This is a genomic window from Peribacillus sp. NPDC094092 (assembly GCF_050279365.1).
Taxonomy (GTDB): domain Bacteria; phylum Bacillota; class Bacilli; order Bacillales; family DSM-1321; genus Peribacillus.
In genome coordinates this window covers 226,676-248,101 of record NZ_JBNNUC010000006.1, presented here as the reverse complement: position 1 = coordinate 248,101, position 21,426 = coordinate 226,676, and the positions used below count along the sequence as shown (strand labels likewise).

The window sequence follows — 21,426 nt, the reverse complement described above, 5'->3', positions numbered from 1 at the left end:
CTTACCTTTAGTTATGCTATTTTGTGACTTCTTCTGCAAAATCCGTATTGACCAGCTCTTCATGGCTTATACGTGAAGGCAGCTCTCCTGCTTCATCCATGATATTTTGCAGATTGTTCCATTCTTCTTCATCCAGTATGGGGTCTGTGGCAAAGGATCCTTGTTCTTTGTAGCGGTTGATAACTGTTTCCATCGTCTCGATATTGGTATCTTCAAAATACGGCTGAATGACTTCGGCAATTTCGGCAGCGTCATTTTCCTGAACCCAATCCTGTGCTTTCTTCAATGCCCTCGTGAATTTTTCGACAGTCTCTTTATCTTCTTTCAAATAGCTTTCCTTAGCCATATAAACAGTATAGGGAAGATGCCCGGACTCGGAGCCGAAAGAAGCGACGATATAGCCTTTCCCTTCCTGTTCAAACACACTTGCCGTTGGTTCGAACAGTTGAACGAAATCACCGGTTCCGGAAGCGAAGGCAGTGGCGACATTGGCAAAATCAATATTCTGGATGAGGTTCAAATCTTTTTTCGGGTCTATGTTATGTTTTTTCAATACGAACTCGCCGGCCATTTGCGGCATTCCACCTTTTCGCTGGCCTAGGAATGTAGAGTTTTTCAGCATATCCCAATTGAAGTTGTCAATTTTTTCACGTGAAACAAGAAACGTTCCGTCCGTCTGTGTTAATTGAGCGAAGTTGATGACCGGGTCGTTCGAACCCTGTGCCTGCACGTAGATCGATGTTTCAGAGCCAACGAGAGCAATATCCGCCCCACCGGACAGAAGCGCGGTCATCGTCTTGTCGCCGCCTGCCGTCGTTTTCAAATCAATGCTGAGACCTTCATCTTTAAAAAATCCTTTTTCAATCGCTACATATTGCGGTGTATAGAAAAGGGAGCGGGTTACTTCGGCAACCCTGACTTTCGTTGTTTCCTGTTCCTTGTTGCCGCATGCTCCAAGCGGGATCACCAGCATGCACAGAAGTAAAAATACGACACCTGCTTTACACCATTTTTTCAAAATTCCTTCCTCCTTGATATATAGGTATTTTGCCTACTTTATCGTATGAACGGAAGAAAAAAATGTGAATGCCTCTCAGGGGATAAAAACAAGCGGATGTTTTACAATAAGAATAAAGAGAAAGGAGAGTGGAAATTGGAGAACGGAACGATTATTTCAAAAAAGCGGTTTCCATCACCGCATCCACGAATCCATCTTTATTCAGTCACATACATATCACAAGGCCTGAAGGTAAAGGGGCTCCTAGCTGAACCGGTTGATGGCGAGATACATGACGCTTTCCTATATTTACGCGGCGGGATAAAAAATGTCGGCAAGGTGAGGCCGGCGAGGATCGTGCAGTATGCTGTAGAAGGCTTCATCGTTTTTGCCCCTTTTTACCGTGGAAATCAAGGCGGGGAGGGAGATGAGGATTTTGGGGGCGAAGATCGATTCGATGCGATAGCAGGATTCAATCTTCTTGAACAGCACCCCCGGGTGAACAAGGATCACATCCATATCCTCGGATTTTCCCGTGGCGGCATCATGGCGCTTTGGACTGGGATATACTGCAGGAATGCAGCGTCGATCGTCACTTGGGGAGGTGTGTCGGATATGTTTTTAACATATGTCGAACGTGTCGATATGCGCCGGATGATGAAGCGGGTCATTGGCGGAACACCTAAAAAATGCCCCGATCAGTATGAATACCGTACACCATTGTTTGCGATTGAAGAGTTGAATGTACCCGTTCTGATCATTCATGGTGAAAAAGATGACAATGTCGCCATTGAACACGCGTACCGGTTGGAAAAAAGGTTGAAAATGCACGACAAAGAGGTCGAAAGCTGGTATTTCCCTCAATTCACGCATTACTTCCCACCGGCCGTGAACAGAAAAGTAGTCGAAGATTTAACATCTTGGATGAAAAGTAAAACCGAAAAATGATAGAATGAAGTATATATTGGCAAGAGGAGGAGATACACATGGGCATGCCTATGGAGCTAAATACCATGATCGTAACAAAAGGGAACGAAACCCGTGAAGAAGAAAACATTTTTCGGCTGTCGAAAGATGGTTACAGGTTATACCCTATCGATATTCCAATCGATGTCCGCAAGACGATCCAATCTGACTCAAGCGGAACAGCCGTTATCCAAAAAATTGAATGGACCAGTGAAAAGACCATCATTACTTACCAACTACTATCACTGAACTCAACTAACTAAATAGACAAGCGCTTGCCGGGACTCATCTCGAAGCAAGCGCTTTTTTTTATTCGTTGCATAATTAGACAAGTTGTCCAACAAATAAACCCGGCATCTTATCCGCGCAAAATCCCTGGTGGATTCAATCAATGATTGTCATAAAAAGAATGGTAAAATGGTGTAAAGCGGATGAGGTTGGGTGATTTGATGATATTGGTGAGTTCTTGTTTAGCGGGTCTTGAGGTAAGATACAATGGTACACATAGCTTGGATGATGGCATTATGGAATTAGTGAAGGAGAAAAAGGCTATAACGGTTTGTCCAGAGCTGCTTGGCGGTTTTTCGACACCGAGGGAACCTGCTGAGATAGTTGGCGGTGAAGGTGGGGATGTCCTTGATGGAAAAGCGAAGATCATCGAAAAGTCGGGCAGGGATGTAACGGAATTGTACATAAAGGGAGCGAACCTTACGTTATTGAAAGCCCAGGAGGTAGGGGCGACGTTAGTCGTTTTAAAAGAAAATAGTCCATCCTGTGGAAGTGCCACGATTTATAATGGGGAATTCAAGGGGGAGAAGAAGGTCGGGAATGGAGTGACCGCGGCTTTGCTTAGGCGGCATGGATTCACGGTCATTTCAGAGGAAAGGTTATTCCGATGAAAAATGAGTAAGGCATTATAGATAGTGCTTTTGAAAGAAGGGGAATACATGGAGGATATCAATCTTTATACTTTGCTATTTTTAGTACTTGCGGGTTTTATTGCCGCATTCATCGATTCGGTTGTGGGCGGGGGCGGATTAATTTCCATTCCGGCTTTATTGTTCACGGGGATTTCGCCTTCAGCTGCACTTGCCACCAACAAGCTGGCGGGTACAATGGGGTCTTTAACGAGTACGATTTCATTCATTCGGGCTGGTAAAGTGGATTTCAAATTCGTCATCAAGCTGTTTCCGATTACAGTGATTGGAGCGGCGTTAGGAGCATATGTTGTCCATTTCGTTTCCGCAGAGATACTGAAGCCCCTCATTTTGATTTTGCTGGTCATTGTCGCGATTTATACGTTGGTAAAAAAGGATTGGGGTAAAGATGCAAAGTATAAAGGGCTGAAAAGGAAAAAAATGATTCTTTTGATAGTCATCATATTTGCGATTGGTTTTTATGATGGTTTTCTTGGACCAGGCACAGGTTCCTTTTTATTGTTTTCATTTTTGATCATCGGGTTTGATTTTGTCCAGGCTGCCGGGAATGCAAGAATATTGAATTTCGGAAGCAATATTGCCGCACTTATTATTTTCTTATCCCTTGGGACCGTCAATTTTGCCTATGGAATTCCGATGGGTCTGGCAATGGTCGCAGGAGCATTGGTAGGAACGAACTTCGCAATTAAGAAAGGTGCTTCATATGTTCGGATATTATTCATTTGCGTCACGATCTTATTGATCGGGAAAAATATCCTTAATTATTTTCATGTGTTTTGAGGGATGGTTCCTATTAAAAATGGCCGGAGATACAAAGCGTATTTGCGGCCATTTTTACATTTGAACTTACCATACTTAGCTAGAGGGGACTAACTGTGTCATGACTATCAATTCGGCAGGGAGGTTTTATCCTCCTAATCAAAACAAGCTTCGCATACGAAGCTTCCTTCATTTCTTAAATATGCCTTTATTTCAGTCATCCCTTTCCGCTTCGGATAACGCATTTTCACAAGAACGACTTCGTCCCCCTTAATTTCTTTACCACATTTAACACACTTGGGATCCTCCCCGAACATCTAAACACCTCCCAGACAATTAAAGGTATTGAACTACCCAAACTATCACATAGGTATCTAACATTTTCAAATATAAATAGGTTGTAATTCTTGCTTGCTTTAATCTTGCTTAATAGAAAAAGCCTGCCGCGTAGGTAACAGGCTTTTTTCATTATTTTCTTGTGCTTTATCATAAAGGAAGGGGGGATTTCATTCCGCAATGCTTTAACAGGATTTCGACAATCCGCTGTGAAGCGAAACCATCTCCATATGGGTTGGAAGCTGTCGCCATTTTCCTGTAGGCCTCTTCGCTTGTAAGCAAATTATTGGTCAATTGGTAAATCCGATCTTCTTCAATCCCTGCCAATAAAAGAGTGCCAGCGTCGATTCCTTCCGGACGTTCGGTCGTATCGCGCAGCACGAGAACGGGAACTCCTAGTGATGGGGCTTCTTCCTGCACACCTCCGGAATCTGTCAGGATAAGATGTGATCGTGCCGCGAAATTATGGAAATCAATCACCTCTAAAGGTTCTATTATATGCAGCCTATCATTATCGTTGAAAATCTCATGGGCGATTTCGCGAACGACTGGGTTTTTATGAATGGGGAAAACAACTTGGATATCCCCGTGTTCATCAAGAAGCCGTTTTACGGAACGGAAGATTCCTTCCATGGGTTTTCCGATATTTTCACGGCGGTGTACGGTCATTAATAGCATTTTATCACCATTCAACCCGGAGAGAATCGGATGCATGTAGTCTTTTTGTATCGTTGTTTTCAAGGCATCGATGACAGTGTTGCCGGTAATATGGATATAATCATTGTTTTTGTTTTCCGCTAGGAGATTTTCAGCTGCCCTCTTGGTAGGCGCAAAGTGCAAGTCAGCCAAGACTCCGGTCAACTGTCGATTCATTTCTTCAGGGAACGGTGATTGCTTATTCCAAGTACGGAGACCAGCTTCAACGTGACCAATCTGTATCTTATTATAGAAAGCGGCCAAGCTTGCGATGAAAGTTGTCGTTGTATCCCCATGAACAAGGACGATATCCGGTTTTATATCTTTCATGAGCGAACTTAATTTTTCAAGCCCCCGTGTTGTAATCTCTTCTAATGTTTGTCTATCCTTCATCATATCCAAATCGTGATCTGGCTTTATTTGAAAACATTGCAAGACTTGGTCGAGCATTTCCCTATGCTGGGCGGTGACCACCACGATGGTTTCTATTTCTTCTTGATGCTTTTTCAGTTCCAAAACGACTGGTGCCATTTTGATAGCCTCTGGTCTTGTACCAAATACGGTCATGACCTTTATACGTTGTTTAGGCATGCTCTTTTCCTCCTCTTCTGAATGTCTCCCCCATTATAACGGGAAGTTCATGGGATATTTAAAAGTGAAACAATAATTAACAGAATTTTTACAATATTAATGAGGACTTTATATTTCTTTAACCTTCAGTTAATATCTGGCATTTACAATATAAAGCAGGAAGCATAGCTAAGCAGAATAGAGGTGATAGGCGACTATGAAAAGCGTCCTGATGATCGTACAAAACTTTTATCCGGAAATCGGAAGTGCGGGAAATAGAATGAAAAATATATATCTCCATTTGAAAAGAAACGGATTTGAGGTAACGGTCATCACATTGAAGCCGAGTTATCCTAATCAAAGTTTATATCAAGATACAAAGTTTTGGGATGAAGAAAGCATTGAGGAAGATGTCATCAGGATTAAACCGGACAAAGTGAAGAGGTATACAAGCAATATGGGGAAGCGGTTGCTTCATTATCTTGAAGCGATGTGGCTTTTCATTTATACAATCATCCGTCTCGAAAAAAAATATGATTATGTGTTTGCCACGACCCCGCCGATCTTCCCGACATTTGCGGCGTTGATCGCAAAGAAGAAGATGAAGGCGAAACTCATTACCGATGTCAGGGATTTATGGCCGGAATCGTTGATAGGAGTTGGGGTATTCAATAATAAGTGGGTTTTGAAAATCGCTTTCTTCCTGGAAAGGAAGCTATATCGGCATTCGGATTTTATTATCATCAATAGTCCTGGCTTCAGGGATTATATCGTTGCAAAGGGAGTCAAGGAAGAGGCCATCCAATTCATCCCTAATTCGCTTACTGCGGATGAATTGACGTTAAAGAATTTGCTTACACCCGTATCGGAAGACAAAATCAAGGTCGTTTATGCGGGGAATATCGGACTGGCTCAGGACTTGAAAAAACTGATAACCGTGGCTGAAAAGCTAAGGGCCCATAAATATATCGAGTTCTCGATGATTGGATATGGATATCGGATATCCGAAGTGGAGAAGGAGATAAGCTCTAGAGGGCTGACTAATATCAAGATGATTAATGCAATGAATCGAAGAGTGACCCTTCATGAAGTTTCAACATCCCATATTGCCTATGTGAGCTTGGTTGAAAAAGAAGTCTTCAATAAGGTTTTGCCCGGTAAAATCATCGATTATATGTGTGTCGGAAAACCGATTGTCGGTGATGTGGACGGCAGGGCCAAGAAGATGCTCAAAGAGGTGAAATGCGGGTTGGTGGCAGAGAGCAGGAATGTTGATGAAATATGTCAGCATATCTTGACCATGGCCTTAGACCCTGCCCTTCGTGAAGAACTGGGGGAAAACGGTCATCGGTATGCCAAACAACATTTTCAATGGTCTAAAAATATTAAAGGTCTCATCAATGTGATGGAAGCGTCAGGCTGAAAAATCCGGAAGTGGAGGACAACATGGCGAAGAAAGTATGTATGTTCGTGTGGAATCACTTTACAAACGATGCAAGGGTTCTAAGGGAATGCACAGCACTTACTGAAGCGGGTTATGAAGTCGATTTAATTGCCATTCATAACTGGAAGATCAAGGATATGCCCAAAAAGGAGAAACACCAAAATGGTTTCTCCGTCACAAGGGTGAATAACCGCTGGGAGGCGCTTCATAGGATTCTCAGGATCGTAGGCAAAGTGAAGAAAAAGAAGTTTGAAATCGTTCTATTGGCCTTATTGGTCTGGAATACGTTGTGGAACTTGAACTTGATCAACGGCTGGCTTGGATCGGGGATACTGTTCGGTTCCCTTGCACTCCTTGCGATGGGCACCATGATCATCACTAAAACGAAGCTGCCGACCCTATTAACGAGGAGCTATATTTTTGGTCAAATGATCTATCATGGCCGGAAAAGGAAATATGATTTTTATCATTCCAATGACTTGAATACGCTCATGCAGGGAGCGATCAGCAGTAAATGGTTGAGAAGGAAAAAGCTGATTTATGACTCACATGAGGTGCAAACGAGCAGAACGGGATATAATAGCCGAATTTACGGGATGATGGAGAAATTCCTATTAATGTTCGTCGATGAAATGATTGCCGAAAACCATACGAGAGCTAAGTATAACGAAGACTTGTATGGTCTGTATCCCAAGGTGGTCCATAACTACCCGATTCCTACCAATCCTGAGGAAAGTACGGCTGTGAATTTGCATGAGCTGCTCGATTTGCCAGCGAATGAACCGATATTGTTATACCAAGGCGGCGTGCAAATGGGAAGAGGGTTAGAGCAATTGGTTGATGCTGTACCGATGATCGAAGGTGGGACGGTAGTTTTTATCGGGGATGGAAGGATCAAGGATGAATTAATGAAAAAAGTAAGCGACATGAATCTGGAGCATCGTGTGAAGTTCCTGCCGAAGGTTCCGGTCGACGAGCTGCTCCATTATACCAAAAATGCGTATTTAGGTTTTCAGATATTGAATAATGTCTGCTTTAATCACTACTCCGCATCTTCAAATAAATTGTTTGAATACATGATGAGCGGTGTGCCTGTGGTTGCCTGCAGCTTTCCTGAAATTCAAAAGGTTGTCGATACGGAAAAAATCGGTGTGTGTGTCGATTCACATGATCCAAAATCAATTGCCGAAGGCGTCAATTACTTATTGAAACATCCTGAAAAAAGGGCGGAAATGAGCAATAACTGCCTGAAGGCGCGACAAAAGTACAATTGGAAACAAGAGAAGGAAATCTTTATCGAAATCTATCAAACAGCCTAACAAATGTGAGTGTAGCAGAAAAATAGATAGGAGTGGTTTATATGAAACTTTGTACAATCGGACTTGGTTATATAGGACTTCCAACTTCTTTAATGTTTGCGAAACACGGTGCCGATGTTGTCGGCGTGGATATCCATCCTGAGATCATTTCCAATTTGAATAGCGGCAGGCTCCATATCGAAGAACCAGGTTTGGAAGAGGTATTGCAGGAAGTGCTTATCTCCAATAAGTTCCGAGCTTCGTTAAACCCGGAACATGCGGATGTTTTCATTATCGCGGTGCCTACACCCAATAAAAAGGACATACATCAATCATGTGATTTAACTCATGTCATGGATGCAACCTCCAACATTCTTCCTTTTATCAAAAAAGGGAATGTCATCATTATCGAATCGACGATAGCGCCGAGAAGTATGGATGATCATATTAAACCGATGATCGAGAGGACGGGCCTTACCATCGGAAAAGACATTTTCCTCGTTCATTGTCCGGAACGTGTTTTACCTGGAAGGATTCTTGAAGAGTTGGTTCATAATAACCGTATCGTCGGGGGCATCACGGAAACATGCTCATATAAAGGAAGTCTTGTTTATAAAACCTTTGTTCAAGGGGAGATCATTCAGACGGATGCGAAAACGGCTGAAATGTCCAAACTGATGGAAAACACCTTCAGGGATGTCAATATCGCCCTTGCGAATGAACTGACGAAAATCTGTTTCGAGCTGGACATCAATGTTCTGGATGTCATATCGATGGCAAACAAACACCCTCGTGTCAATATACACCAACCAGGACCAGGGGTTGGCGGCCATTGTTTAGCGGTCGATCCGTATTTCGTCGTTGCAAAGGCACCAGAATATGCGAGAATCATTAAATTGGCCCGTGATACCAACGTATCGATGCCTTATTACATCGTTAATTCCGTAAGGATGATGCTAGAGGGGATCCGGAAGCCGAAAGTAGCTGTTTTCGGTCTTGCATACAAGGGAAATGTAGATGATATTCGCGAAAGTCCCGCCATTGATGTCGTCAATATCTTGATGGGGATGGACAACATGGATGTAGCCTTGCATGATCCGCATGTCCAATCTGGAAAGATGCCAGTCGTATCTGTCGAAGACGCTGTAAATGATGCCGACTTGATACTAGTCCTGACTGACCATGATGAATTTAAACAGATGGATTATGATAAGCTATCGAATCTCATGAGCAATAAATTGATTTTGGATACACGTAATTGCATTGATGCCACTAAAACGGATGTCCCTGTTGCCAACCTGGGCAATATATACCAATACAAAACGATGTCCATGAAAAAAGCCAGGAATAAAGCGATCATCTAAAAACTTGGACAAACATCGATAATGGAATAAGGATAAAAGGGGGGGCTGTCCATGACAGTGTCCCTTTTTCCAATGAAGAAAAGAACCATGCAAGAACTTGGTCCTTTTAGACTTTAGAAACGTTCCAGCTGGTTTCAGAATTCGCGCCACCCCTCTACGCCGCGGGCATCTGAAGGGGGTCCAGGCCAGCTGGTAATTCGACTGCAGATGCCGTCTTTCGCCATATCCAGCACTACAATCGACCGCGGTCGCCATTTTTCACCCACTGGCTTAGTCTTGATTTAAAATCATGGTTCGCGAAGTGACATTTCTTGTCGACAAACTGAAAGGACCAAGCAAGAGCTTGGTCCTTTTGTTTACAATTTATTATGCTGTCGGTCCGCCAAGTTCCTCGATTTCACTTGGAACGCTTTTGAATTTCTTGAAGTTTGCACGGAATTGAGCGGCAAGGGCTGTTGCTGCTTCTTCATAAGCTGCAGGATCCGCCCAGGTCTTGATTGGTTGAAGCACTTCATCAGGAACACCAGGAACATGAAGCGGGATATCCAAACCGAAGATATCATCTTTGATCGTTTCGATGTTCGCCAATTCCCCTTCAAGTGCCGCTTGTACCATTGCACGAGTGTAAGCAAGTTTCATACGGCTTCCAGTTCCGTATGCTCCGCCAGTCCAACCAGTGTTGACAAGGTATACCTTTGCATTGTGCTCGTCAATTTTATCACCAAGCATCTCGGCATAGCGTGTAGCAGGAAGCGGTAAGAATGGTGAACCGAAGCAAGTGGAGAATGTAGCTTCCGGAGAAGTTACGCCTCTTTCAGTACCAGCCAATTTACTAGTGTATCCGCTTAGGAAGTGGAACATTGCCTGTTCTTTGGAAAGCTTGCTGATTGGAGGCAGAACGCCTGAAGCATCAGCTGTCAAGAAAATGATGGTATTTGGGTGTCCTGCAATACTTGGGTTCACGATGTTATCGATCGCTTGCATTTGGTAAGCAGCACGAGTGTTTTCAGTCAATGAACTGTCATCATAGTTCGCTTCACGTGTATCCGGATCAACAACAACGTTTTCCAGTACGGCACCGAAACGGATCGCATCGAAAATTTGTGGTTCTTTTTCACGTGAAAGGTTGATCGTTTTCGCATAGCAGCCGCCTTCGATGTTGAATACGCCGTTAGAAGACCAGCCGTGCTCGTCATCGCCAATCAGTTTACGGCTAGTGTCTGCAGATAAAGTTGTTTTGCCTGTACCGGACAGTCCGAAGAATAAAGCGACGTCCCCTTCACGTCCTACGTTAGCAGAGCAATGCATTGGAAGGATTCCAGCCTCTGGAAGTAAGTAGTTCATGATCGAGAAGATCGATTTTTTCATTTCTCCTGCATATTCCGTTCCGCCAATCAGAATGGTACGGCGTTCGAACGAAACGATGATGAAAGTTTCAGATGAAGTACCATCCACTTCCGGGTCTGCTTTGAAGTTAGGTGCAGAAAGGATTGTGAATTCAGCTTCGTGACCTCTCAGTTCCTCTTCGTTTGGACGGATGAACAAAGTATGGGCGAAAAGGTTATGCCAAGCATATTCATTAACAACGCGGATAGGAAGACGTGATGATTCGTCTGCACCAGCGAAACCTTTAAAAACAAAGATCTCTTCTTTTGCTTTTAGGTAGTCAACTACTTTATTATATAGTTTATTGAACACATCTTCGGAAATTGGCTGGTTCACTGAACCCCAATCGACTTTATCTTTAACGGATGCTTCTTCCACGATATATTTATCTTTAGGTGAACGACCTGTATATTTGCCAGTTTCAGCTTTTACCGCACCGGTTGATGTTAGAACGCCTTCTTTTCTGCTTAAAACTTTTTCGACCAATTGTGGAACTGAAAGTTGAGTTTGCACATTATTTCCTGTTAATAATTGGTGTAACTCATTAGAAACGTCTACAGAATTCATATATGAGGTACCTTCCTTTGTTTAAGTTTTTAGATTACAATTAGTATAACACATTCATTTAATTAGTCTATACTATTTCTTTTAATTTGTGATTATTTTCAGATGGTTGCGTTAATCATTTTAATCCGACAGGAACCGAATCAGGATTATCGCATATACTTTCATGAAGAAAATTTTATTTTAATAGGAAGTAAGTAAGCAATATATGTCTAAAGGGAAAGTCAGGGTGTCGTTCCATTTCGGCTGCTCATTACTTTATTATTAATGGCAATTTACAACATTTCTATTCGTATTTTGCATTGTAAACCCTTCTAGGACGTTGTATCAACATGTTTTTTTAAATGAATGCCATTCTGGGTGGAGATGTTCTTTTTAGAAAAGCATTGACAAATTCCAGCCAGATACGATAATATCTTAAATTGTACGGATTCTCTTATCCCGAGTTGGTGGAGGGACAGGCCCTTTGAAACCCAGCAACCTGCCATATTGAACTTGACTCCAAGATCGATCGCCGAAAATAAAGCGAAGGTCTTCAAGGAATAGTGGTGATGGTGCTAACCTGAGCAAGGTAAAAAACCCTTGAACGATAAGAGTGAAAGGATAGAAGACAGAATGTTAAACCTTTCCTCATTTGCCAGGGAAGGTTTTTGTGTTTTTCATAAGTAATTCTGTGTCTATAGTTGAAACTAATGAGGGAAACGAGTTCCGTAAAAATCAGGCTTTTGCCTGCAACATACTAACTTCCAAGGAGGAAATATGATGTCAAAGAAACGTCTATTTACTTCTGAATCTGTTACAGAGGGCCATCCGGACAAAATTTGTGACCAGATTTCAGATTCCATTTTAGATGCTATCCTAGCTAAGGATGCAAATGCACGTGTTGCGTGTGAAACTAGCGTAACTACAGGTCTTGTACTTGTTGCTGGTGAAATTACAACGTCCGCTTACGTGGATATTCCGCGTATCGTTCGTGATACGGTTAAAGGAATAGGCTACACACGTGCGAAATACGGTTTCGATGCTGAAACTTGTGCCGTGTTGAGTTCCATTGATGAGCAGTCTGCCGATATCGCAGCCGGTGTCGATAAAGCATTGGAAGCTCGTGAAGGAAACATGTCAGAGGAAGAAATCGACGCAATCGGTGCAGGGGACCAAGGTCTTATGTTCGGATTTGCTTGTAATGAAACAGAAGAGCTTATGCCGCTTCCGATTTCATTGGCGCATAAACTTTCATTCCGCTTGACTCAAGTTCGTAAAGATGAAACTCTTGCTTACCTTCGCCCTGATGGTAAAACACAGGTAACTGTGGAATATGATGAAAATAACGTTCCTGTACGTGTAGATACGATCGTTATCTCTACACAGCATGATGCAGAAGTTACGCTTGAACAAATTCAAGCCGATCTAAAAGAACATGTGATCAAAGCTGTCGTTCCAGCTGAATTGATCGATGCCGATACTAAATACTTCATCAACCCGACTGGCCGTTTCGTAATTGGCGGACCTCAAGGGGATGCTGGTCTTACTGGACGTAAAATCATCGTTGATACTTACGGCGGATACGCTCGTCACGGCGGCGGTGCATTCTCTGGTAAGGATGCTACTAAAGTTGACCGTTCTGCTGCATACGCTGCTCGTTACGTTGCGAAAAACATCGTGGCAGCCGGCCTTGCCGACAAAGCGGAAGTTCAATTGGCATACGCAATTGGTGTGGCAAAGCCAGTATCTATCTCAATTGATACGTTTGGAACTGGTACAGTTAGCGAAGAAGTCCTTGTTGACCTAGTTCGTGCTAACTTCGACCTTCGCCCAGCAGGTATCATCAAAATGCTTGACCTTCGTCGCCCGATCTACAAACAAACAGCTGCATACGGACACTTTGGCCGTACAGATGTTGATCTTCCATGGGAACGCACGGACAAAGCAGAAACACTAAAAGCACAAGCGTAATTCATATAAAAAGAGGTGTCCCGCAATCAGCGGGGCACCTTTTTTATATGATGGATTAATTTTGCCGTCAGCGGGAATAATTCAAGAAATCCCAAATAAATTCAACAAACGTGCATTAAGCCGTGAGACGGGGGCGTTTACACGTTTGTTTGGGTCAACTACCCGTGGATACGAGCCATTTACTCGTGAGTTCGTAGCAAATACTCGTGAAATAGAGCCATTTACTCGTGAGTTTGTAACAAATACTCGTGAGTTTCAGTACAATACTCGTAACTTTCAGTCAATTGATCTTGAGTTACTTTATTCGTTCCGCCGTTTTATAGTATTGGCCTTTTTCGGCGTATTCACGTACGATGCGTTCCATATCCTGGCGATCTTCTTCGTTGATTTCGCGAATGACTTTAGCTGGACGTCCGAATGCCAGCATGTTCGGTGGGATGACTTTACCTTGGGGAACGAGACTGCCGGCACCGATGAAGGCCCCTTCGCCTATTTCGGCTTCGTCAAGTACGATCGTTCCCATGCCGATCAAAGCTCCTTTGCGGATTTTACAGCTATGTAAAATGACCTGATGGCCAATGGTCACTTCATCCTCGATGATCAATGGATTATTTGGGCTTTGGTGCAGGACGCTGTTATCCTGTATACTGACTTTTTTCCCAATGATGGTCGGGGATACATCACCGCGAATGACGGAATTGAACCAAATGGATGTTTCGTCGCCGATTTTGACATCACCTGTCACGACAGCATTTTCAGCAATATAAGCGCTTTCAGCGATTTCAGGTTCTTTGCCTTTATACGGATAAATAATCATTTTCAATCATTTCCTTTCCGAAGTGAATGTTTTTATGTATTATTTTAATATACCGTATGCAAATACACTTGGCTATTTATAATAGCAATGTACAACTTGTTAGATTTCTTTTTTGTCGAAAATCACGAATATGGTTATAATTTATATATATTATTTTGACTATCATGGATCGTACACAACAAGTGAAAAGCGAAAGGGGGATTTCGTATGTGGAAATGGGAGACAGAAGGAGACGCAAAAGGCGTCATTGTCATCATTCATGGGGCAATGGAACATCACGGACGTTATAAGTGGGTAACACAAATGTGGCTTTCAGCTGGATACCATGTCGTCATGGGCGACCTTCCTGGGCAGGGTATGACAACTCGTGCCTATCGGGGACATATCGATTCCTTTGATGAGTATTTGGACGAAGTGAAGAGCTGGATAGAAGAGGCTTACGAATATTCGCTGCCTGTCTTTTTGCTTGGACACAGCATGGGCGGTTTGATTTCGATACGCCTTCTTCAGGAAGAGGAATGGGACATTGCAGGGGTGATTCTTTCATCTCCATGCTTGGGCCTCGTGACGAAGCCGCCGAAGTTCCTTACAACCATTTCGCATGGTTTGAACATCGTGATGCCGATGTTCAGGGTAGATTCCGGATTGACACCTGAAATGGCGACGAGAAGTGCGGAAATTCGTGAATCCGATAGAAACGATACATTATATATCACAAAGGTTTCGGTTCGCTGGTATCGTGAGCTTGCACAGGCCATGAAGGATGCTTTTGAAGAGATTCCTGAATTTCAGGATGTGCCGCTTTTGGTCATGCAGGGCGGAGATGACCGGATCGTGAATAAGAAGGCGGTTCGTGAGTGGTTTAATTATAATTTGGCCAGTGAAAAGCAATATAAGGAATGGCCGAAGCTTTATCATGAAATCTTCAATGAACCAGAGCGTGATGATGTATTTCAATATGCGCTGAGTTTTGTTGAAAACCGTTTAAAGATATTAGGGTATGTCGTTTGATCGGTACATACCTTCACGATAAATGAAATGAAAAAGCTGCCGAAGTTCGTCTCGGCAGCTTTTTTTTATTTGGATCAGCCTGCGTTTTTTAGCATTTCGTTCGATTTGATGACCGGTGCCCAGAAAGAAACCGGATACATAAATTGGTTTAAATGTGTAAGTTCTTTTTTATTGGATAATGCGGTCGATAGAAGATAAATGGATTTGAAGGTCAAGTCATTGGCGAATAGGTCCAACAGCGTCGCTTTCATATTCATGACTGCTTCATGGTTTTGGGTGGAAATCATTAAATCGAGCTGTGGAAGGAACTTATCAAAATGATGATCGAATTGTTTGAGGTCCTCCGTAGTCTTTTGCTTTTCTGTCAACGAGTTAAGCGAGCTGACAAAATCCCCGTATTGCTCACTTGTATCCCTTTTGATTTTTTCAGTCAATATATCGGTCAGTATTGAAGTAGGCAAATGTTGCATTTTCTGCACCCTCTTATCTATTTTCTATCATTATAATCATAATAGGCGAAAAATTCAAAAAATTATAATTGGTAACTGCAGCTTGGGAATGAAAAAACACCGTTCGTTGCGAACGGTGTCAAAAGTCATCATCTCTTTTCAATCGCGACAATGAATGGCGGATTGTTTGCTTGGTTGATGAACCCGTATTTCAGGATATGGGCTTTCTGTTGAGGGAAGTTTTCTACAAAATCCATCAATGCATCCCGTTCTTCCGAGCCCCCCGGATGACCATGGTAAATGACGAGGATGATGATGCCTTCAGGCGCCAGCAGTTCGAACAGCTGTTCAATGGCTGATATCGTCGTGCCGGCTTGGGTGATGATTGATTTGTCTCCGCCAGGAAGGTAGCCTAGGTTGAAAATGGCACCTGTGACCTTTCCGGAATGTTCTTTCCTGATGTATTTGCTTAAATGTTCATGCCCATCGTGAATGAGGGTGCAGCGCTCTTGTAAATTCTCGGCGTTCAGTTTAGCCGCTGTGGTTTGGAGCGCTTCTTTCTGAATATCAAAACTATAGACATGTCCGTTTACACCTGTAAGCCCTGCAAGAAAGGCCGTATCAAAACCGTTGCCCATCGTGCCATCTATGGTTATATCCCCGGGGCGGACCGCTTTTTCCAGCAGAATCCTGGCGAATGGCAAAATTCGATCAAGCTTCATGATTGTACCTCCGAGTGATGATTTTTTCCTTGCCAGCTGTTGCGGCGTTTCAATTCGGCGTCAATGGCATTCAAGACATCCCATTTATTGACGCTCCACATTGGACCGATCATCAAATCGATCGGACCGTCACCCGTAATGCGGTGAACGATCATTTCTGGGGGGATTATTTCGAGCTGATCACATACAAGGCTGACATAATCGTCACGGTCAAGAAACTCGAGCAGGCCTTTTTCATATTGTTTGACCATCGGTGTCCCTTTTAATAGATGAAGCAAATGAATCTTTATCCCCTGCACATCGAGTTTGGCGACTTCACGAGCTGTTTCCATCATCATGCCGTAATCTTCCTGAGGAAGGCCATTGATGATATGGGAGCATACGCGGATACCGTGTTTTCGCAGTTTATCGACGCCTTCTTTGTAGCAATCGAAGTCATGGGCACGGTTGATCATCGTTGCGGTCTTTTCATGAACCGTCTGGAGACCAAGCTCCACCCAAAGGTAGGTGCGTTCGTTCAATTCAGCTAAATATTCGACTACATCATCTGGAAGGCAATCCGGGCGTGTCGCGATCGAGAGTCCGACGACACCTTCCTGGGTCAATACACTTTCATATTTATCACGAAGCTCTGCCACGGGTGCATGCGTATTCGTGAACGCTTGAAAATAGGCCATATATTTTCCATCTTTCCATTTATGATGCATCCGTTCGCTAATCTTCTTAAACTGGACGTCGAGGGGTTCAATCCTGTTTCCCGCAAAGTCACCAGAGCCTGAGGCACTGCAGAAGGTACAGCCGCCATGTGCGACGGTGCCATCACGGTTCGGACAGTCAAAACCGCCATCCAGGGCAACTTTAAAGACCTTATGTCCAAAATGTTCCCTAAGGTGGTAATTCCATGTATGATATCGTTTGTTATCCGTTGCATATATAAACGGGTTTGCTTGATTCAAATCAGCAACCTCCTAAATAAATTAAAGAGCAACATATATTATACAACATTCTCGCAGCTAGGTCTTTTTTTGAAAAATAAGCGTATACTGTATACTTGAAGGCTAAACATTTTGCTGCTATTTCCAGTATATCTTTGAATGACTATATCCAATCGGGAGCTGATGGACATGACCGGTCAAGTTGAAGAAGCGATTAATCAAATGAAAAAGAAATTAGCCGAAAATAATCAGGTGATCGAAGTCAATGAAGATGGGTTCATATACAAAGCCACTTGCACCTTCAATTCACCTGCTTCGGATGAACAAATTCATTCCTTTGAAAAGAAAACCGGATTGCTTCTGCCCGAGGATTATAAGGAATTTTTAAAAATAACCAATGGATGCCGTCTGTTCGATCATGTGGAATCGGGCGGGGAAAATGATTTATACAGTCTGGATGATATCATTAATTACACATATGAAAATTCTTACGAGGGATGCTATAAAGTGGCCTGCATATATCAAGATAATATCGTCATCGATGGGGAAGCCGTCGCAAAAGGCGATAAGGAGTATTTAATGGTAAAAGGCCATATCGATGATTTTGAAGAAGGAGAGAAACTCCATATGGGCTTTGCCGAATGGATCGAGCAGTTCATTTCCCATCAAGGTGAGAAGTTTTGGGATAAAGGTTGATTGCTCAAAAAAAATGATAATCCAGCCGTTATTTGCTCAAACTAGACAAGATGATTCCGAATCATCCAAATGAGACGCGAAGGAGAGGGTTTGAAATGGCAACCAGACAATCCGTCGATCATTTTTTAGAGCAATGTGAAGGGGCTCTCCATTTTGCAGAGTATGAATTTAACGAGGCCTCACGGCAGGAGCATTATGATGATGAACAATTTCAAAATTCGCAAAGGTATATCGAAGAGGCTTTGACGGATATGGAGCGATTGTATGCCAGTTCGAATGACCAGCAACGGGAAATGCTTTCGCGGATGAAGCAGCAGTTGGATCAAATGAGGAATGAAATGATTTTACTGCGACATTAGAGGGAAGCAAAGGGGGCTATGAAATTATAGCTCCCTTTTTTTGCACAATTCTTCTTGAATTCGCATATATAATGAAAAACCTGTCGATAATGTTTATGTACGGCTATTGCAATTATCGGTGAAATTGACTAGAATGAAATAAAATCAATATTCTCATAAAGACTATGATGAGGAATAGTAGCGGTTTAAACCAGTAAAGAGAGTTGACGGGTGGTGCAAGTCAACCTGGGATGGTCGTGAACTCGCCTTGGAGTCCCGGGTGTGAAGGGGAAAAGTAATGCCTGGCGTTTCAATCCATGTTACGGATGTTTTAAGCTGGGCGGATTTTAGCTATCGCCAATGTGGGTGGTACCGCGGGAAGATATACATAATCCTCTCGTCCCTATTTTGGGATGAGGGGTTTTTTATTGTTTTTTTATACGGAAATTAGGAGGAAATCATATGAGCTTTGACCATAGAAGCATAGAAACGAAATGGCAAAAGTATTGGGAAGGCAATAAGACATTCAAAACGGGTGAAGAAAGCGGCAAACGCAAATTCTACGCGCTGGATATGTTCCCGTATCCTTCTGGGGCCGGTCTTCATGTCGGGCACCCGGAAGGTTATACGGCAAGCGATATCCTGGCACGGATGAAACGGGCGCAGGGGTATAATGTATTGCACCCGATCGGCTGGGACGCTTTTGGACTTCCTGCGGAGCAATATGCGATCGATACTGGAAATGATCCGGCTGAATTCACGGAGCACAACATCAACACGTTCCGCCGCCAAATCAAATCCCTTGGTTTTTCTTATGACTGGGATCGCGAAATAAACACGACAGATCCCGACTATTACAAATGGACGCAATGGATCTTCTTGAAATTATATGAAAAGGGCCTTGCCTATATTGATGAAGTGGCCGTTAACTGGTGTCCGGCCCTTGGCACGGTGCTGGCTAACGAAGAAGTCATCGATGGGAAAAGTGAGCGCGGGGGCCATCCGGTCGAACGCCGTCCGATGAAACAGTGGATGCTTCGTATCACGGCGTATGCAGACCGCTTAATCGACGATCTGAATGATGTGGATTGGCCGGAAAACATCAAGGATATGCAGCGTAACTGGATTGGCCGTTCCGAGGGGGCGGAGGTTACATTCAATATCGATGGATTCGATGAAACATTCACGGTGTTCACGACTCGTCCGGATACGTTATTCGGTGCAACATATGCCGTATTGGCACCTGAACATCAGTTTGTCGATAAAATTACGACGGCTGATCAAAGGGCGGCAGTCGAGGCCTATTTAGATGAAGTGAAACATAAGAGCGACTTGGAAAGAACCGACTTGGCAAAGGATAAATCAGGCGTGTTCACGGGGGCTTATGCCATTAATCCGGTAAACGGCGAAAAAATGCCGATCTGGATTGCCGATTACGTGTTGATCAGCTACGGAACAGGTGCGATCATGGCCGTTCCTGCCCATGATGAGCGTGATTATGAATTTGCGGTCAAGTTCGACTTGCCGATCAAGGAAGTCGTAGCTGGCGGAGATGTGACAAGTGAAGCATACACAGGCGATGGACTTCATGTGAATTCGGAATTCCTTGATGGATTGAATAAAGAAGAAGCCATTTCCACCATGATCAAATGGCTGGAAGAAAAAGAAATCGGCACGAAGAAAATAACATACCGCCTTCGCGATTGGTTATTCAGCCGTCAGCGTTACTGGGGTGAACCGATTCCGATCATCCATTGGGAAGACGGCACGATGTCTGCGATGAAGGAAGAAGATCTTCCATTGATTTTACCGAAAACTACGGACATCAAGCCTTCAGGTACAGGAGAATCACCACTTGCGAACATATCGGAATGGGTGAATGTTACGGATGAAAACGGACGAAAAGGGCGCCGTGAGACAAATACGATGCCACAGTGGGCAGGCAGCAGCTGGTACTTCCTGCGTTATATCGATCCTGACAACAAGGAAGCACTTGCAGATCCTGAAAAACTAAAAGAATGGATGCCGGTCGACATTTATATCGGCGGTGCCGAGCATGCGGTGCTTCACTTGCTTTACGCTCGTTTCTGGCATAAATTCCTGTACGATATCGGTGTCGTGCCAACGAAGGAACCATTCCAAAACCTATTCAACCAAGGAATGATCCTTGGCGAGAATAATGAAAAAATGAGTAAATCCAAAGGGAATGTCGTGAACCCGGATGATATCGTTGAAAGCCATGGTGCCGATACGCTTCGCATGTACGAAATGTTCATGGGGCCATTGGATGCTTCGATTGCCTGGTCCACAAACGGATTGGACGGTTCTCGCAGATTCCTTGACCGTATTTGGCGTTTATTGGTCAACGATGACGGTACGATCACAGATAAGATGACAGAAACGGATGACACGGGCAAGCTCGAAAAAGTCTATCATCAAACGGTTAAAAAAGTGACCGAGAACTATGAGGAATTGAAATTCAATACGGCGATTTCACAATTGATGGTATTCATTAATGATGCTTATAAAGCGGATTCGCTTCCTAAAGTATATATCGAGGGCTTCGTAAAGCTGCTTGCACCTGTTGCACCGCACATCGCCGAGGAAATCTGGTCTAAACTGGGCCATTCCGAAAGCATCACGTACGGAACATGGCCGGCTTTCGACGAAGCGAAGTTAGTGGATAACGAAGTCGAAATCGTCATCCAAATCAATGGAAAAGTCAAAACGAAATTAATGGTGCCGACTGACACTACGAAAGAAAAGCTGGAAGAAATCGCGATGGGTGATGATTCCATCAAAGAACAAATCGATGGGAAAACCATTCGTAAAGTGATTGCCGTACCAGGCAAATTAGTCAATATCGTCGCAAACTAAATAAAAATGATTGGAAGCTGTCCCGCATACTTTTACTGCTGGGGCAGCTTTTTTTGGCAGTCATTGGCAGGCTGTAGGAACTAGGTCATGTTAGGATTTTCACCGATTTGAATCTATCGAATATTGGCAACGACTATTGTCATGGGGTGACCATCGGAACTCAAATATCTTGCTTAATTGGTACATGCGAATCATTTTCCGGCTTGATGGACAAATAAATCAAGCATTTGACATAAAAAAGGGAAAAAATTGGTTGATAAAATTTTACAGTATGATAGTTTGGTATAGTACTGTTATTTTTTAACCAATT

20 protein-coding genes, 1 riboswitch and 1 other annotated feature are annotated in these 21,426 nt (G+C 43.3%); of the genes, 12 read left to right on the top strand and 8 right to left on the bottom strand.

What is annotated here, in order from left to right:
* Positions 1-16 precede the first annotated feature (16 nt).
* The gene (locus ACQKNS_RS23610; protein ID WP_427645706.1) at positions 17-1,018 is read right to left on the bottom strand and encodes an ABC transporter substrate-binding protein; all 1,002 of its coding nucleotides are present in this window, start codon (positions 1,016-1,018) and stop codon (positions 17-19) included.
* 135 nt (positions 1,019-1,153) lie between these two features.
* Here ACQKNS_RS23610 and ACQKNS_RS23605 point away from each other — a divergent pair, with 135 nt between their 5' ends.
* The 4 genes from ACQKNS_RS23605 (at position 1,154) to ACQKNS_RS23590 (ending at position 3,681) form a co-directional block, all read left to right on the top strand.
* Complete coding sequence (locus ACQKNS_RS23605) at positions 1,154-1,945, top strand: alpha/beta hydrolase family protein (RefSeq protein ID WP_427645705.1); 792 nt, start codon at positions 1,154-1,156, stop codon at positions 1,943-1,945.
* Positions 1,946-1,983: 38 nt separating this feature from the next.
* Positions 1,984-2,226, top strand: a complete 243-nt coding sequence (locus ACQKNS_RS23600) for a DUF2584 domain-containing protein (RefSeq protein WP_076370015.1) — start codon at positions 1,984-1,986, stop codon at positions 2,224-2,226.
* Positions 2,227-2,412: 186 nt separating this feature from the next.
* Positions 2,413-2,862, top strand: coding sequence for a DUF523 domain-containing protein (locus ACQKNS_RS23595; RefSeq protein ID WP_427645736.1), 450 nt, complete (start codon positions 2,413-2,415; stop codon positions 2,860-2,862).
* 48 nt (positions 2,863-2,910) lie between these two features.
* Entirely contained in the window at positions 2,911-3,681 is a 771-nt protein-coding gene (locus ACQKNS_RS23590; RefSeq protein WP_427645704.1) for a sulfite exporter TauE/SafE family protein, read from the top strand.
* Positions 3,682-3,815: 134 nt separating this feature from the next.
* Here ACQKNS_RS23590 and ACQKNS_RS23585 read toward each other — a convergent pair whose 3' ends face one another.
* Entirely contained in the window at positions 3,816-3,977 is a 162-nt protein-coding gene (locus ACQKNS_RS23585; protein WP_427645703.1) for a Fe3+ hydroxamate ABC transporter substrate-binding protein, read from the bottom strand.
* Between the two features lie 169 nt (positions 3,978-4,146).
* Positions 4,147-5,283 carry a non-hydrolyzing UDP-N-acetylglucosamine 2-epimerase gene (wecB, locus tag ACQKNS_RS23580; protein ID WP_427645702.1) on the bottom strand — a complete coding sequence of 379 codons (1,137 nt, stop codon included), beginning with the start codon at positions 5,281-5,283 and terminating at the stop codon, positions 4,147-4,149.
* 196 nt (positions 5,284-5,479) lie between these two features.
* On the opposite strand from wecB, the gene ACQKNS_RS23575 reads away from it, so the two are divergent.
* Genes ACQKNS_RS23575 through ACQKNS_RS23565 form a run of 3 tightly spaced genes read left to right on the top strand, consistent with a single transcriptional unit; the run spans position 5,480 to position 9,368 of the window.
* Entirely contained in the window at positions 5,480-6,685 is a 1,206-nt protein-coding gene (locus ACQKNS_RS23575) for a glycosyltransferase family 4 protein (protein ID WP_427645701.1), read from the top strand.
* Positions 6,686-6,708: 23 nt separating this feature from the next.
* A complete protein-coding gene (locus ACQKNS_RS23570) occupies positions 6,709-8,025 on the top strand; it encodes a glycosyltransferase (RefSeq protein ID WP_427645700.1) in 1,317 nt (438 codons plus the stop codon).
* A gap of 41 nt (positions 8,026-8,066) precedes the next feature.
* Positions 8,067-9,368 (top strand): nucleotide sugar dehydrogenase, encoded by a 1,302-nt coding sequence (locus ACQKNS_RS23565; protein WP_427645699.1) that lies wholly within the window; start codon positions 8,067-8,069, stop codon positions 9,366-9,368.
* A gap of 366 nt (positions 9,369-9,734) precedes the next feature.
* Here ACQKNS_RS23565 and pckA read toward each other — a convergent pair whose 3' ends face one another.
* A complete protein-coding gene (pckA, locus tag ACQKNS_RS23560; RefSeq protein ID WP_427645698.1) occupies positions 9,735-11,321 on the bottom strand; it encodes a phosphoenolpyruvate carboxykinase (ATP) in 1,587 nt (528 codons plus the stop codon).
* 430 nt (positions 11,322-11,751) lie between these two features.
* Positions 11,752-11,914: riboswitch (SAM riboswitch) on the top strand.
* A 163-nt stretch (positions 11,915-12,077) separates the two neighbouring features.
* On the opposite strand from pckA, the gene metK reads away from it, so the two are divergent.
* Complete coding sequence (gene metK / locus ACQKNS_RS23555) at positions 12,078-13,271, top strand: methionine adenosyltransferase (protein WP_427645697.1); 1,194 nt, start codon at positions 12,078-12,080, stop codon at positions 13,269-13,271.
* A 295-nt stretch (positions 13,272-13,566) separates the two neighbouring features.
* Here the strand turns inward: metK and ACQKNS_RS23550 are convergent, their stop codons facing one another.
* Positions 13,567-14,085 (bottom strand): gamma carbonic anhydrase family protein, encoded by a 519-nt coding sequence (locus tag ACQKNS_RS23550; RefSeq protein WP_427645735.1) that lies wholly within the window; start codon positions 14,083-14,085, stop codon positions 13,567-13,569.
* Positions 14,086-14,295: 210 nt separating this feature from the next.
* Here ACQKNS_RS23550 and ACQKNS_RS23545 point away from each other — a divergent pair, with 210 nt between their 5' ends.
* On the top strand, positions 14,296-15,099 hold the full coding sequence (locus tag ACQKNS_RS23545; protein WP_427645696.1) for a lysophospholipase: 804 nt from the start codon (positions 14,296-14,298) through the stop codon (positions 15,097-15,099).
* Positions 15,100-15,173: 74 nt separating this feature from the next.
* Here the strand turns inward: ACQKNS_RS23545 and ACQKNS_RS23540 are convergent, their stop codons facing one another.
* The 3 genes from ACQKNS_RS23540 to ACQKNS_RS23530 all read right to left on the bottom strand — a co-directional run bounded on the left by ACQKNS_RS23540 (position 15,174) and on the right by ACQKNS_RS23530 (position 17,226).
* Positions 15,174-15,569, bottom strand: coding sequence for a hypothetical protein (locus ACQKNS_RS23540; RefSeq protein WP_427645695.1), 396 nt, complete (start codon positions 15,567-15,569; stop codon positions 15,174-15,176).
* A gap of 128 nt (positions 15,570-15,697) precedes the next feature.
* Complete coding sequence (locus tag ACQKNS_RS23535; protein ID WP_427645694.1) at positions 15,698-16,270, bottom strand: class I SAM-dependent methyltransferase; 573 nt, start codon at positions 16,268-16,270, stop codon at positions 15,698-15,700.
* Complete coding sequence (locus ACQKNS_RS23530) at positions 16,267-17,226, bottom strand: TIGR01212 family radical SAM protein (RefSeq protein WP_427645693.1); 960 nt, start codon at positions 17,224-17,226, stop codon at positions 16,267-16,269. The genes ACQKNS_RS23535 and ACQKNS_RS23530 overlap by 4 nt, the downstream gene beginning before the upstream one ends.
* Positions 17,227-17,394: 168 nt before the next feature.
* On the opposite strand from ACQKNS_RS23530, the gene ACQKNS_RS23525 reads away from it, so the two are divergent.
* The 3 genes from ACQKNS_RS23525 (at position 17,395) to leuS (ending at position 21,116) form a co-directional block, all read left to right on the top strand.
* Positions 17,395-17,901 carry an SMI1/KNR4 family protein gene (locus ACQKNS_RS23525; RefSeq protein ID WP_427645692.1) on the top strand — a complete coding sequence of 169 codons (507 nt, stop codon included), beginning with the start codon at positions 17,395-17,397 and terminating at the stop codon, positions 17,899-17,901.
* A 95-nt stretch (positions 17,902-17,996) separates the two neighbouring features.
* Positions 17,997-18,260 (top strand): DUF2524 family protein, encoded by a 264-nt coding sequence (locus tag ACQKNS_RS23520; RefSeq protein ID WP_427645691.1) that lies wholly within the window; start codon positions 17,997-17,999, stop codon positions 18,258-18,260.
* Between the two features lie 155 nt (positions 18,261-18,415).
* Positions 18,416-18,647, top strand: a binding site (T-box leader).
* A gap of 54 nt (positions 18,648-18,701) precedes the next feature.
* Positions 18,702-21,116, top strand: a complete 2,415-nt coding sequence (leuS, locus tag ACQKNS_RS23515) for a leucine--tRNA ligase (protein WP_427645690.1) — start codon at positions 18,702-18,704, stop codon at positions 21,114-21,116.
* Positions 21,117-21,426: the final 310 nt, after the last annotated feature.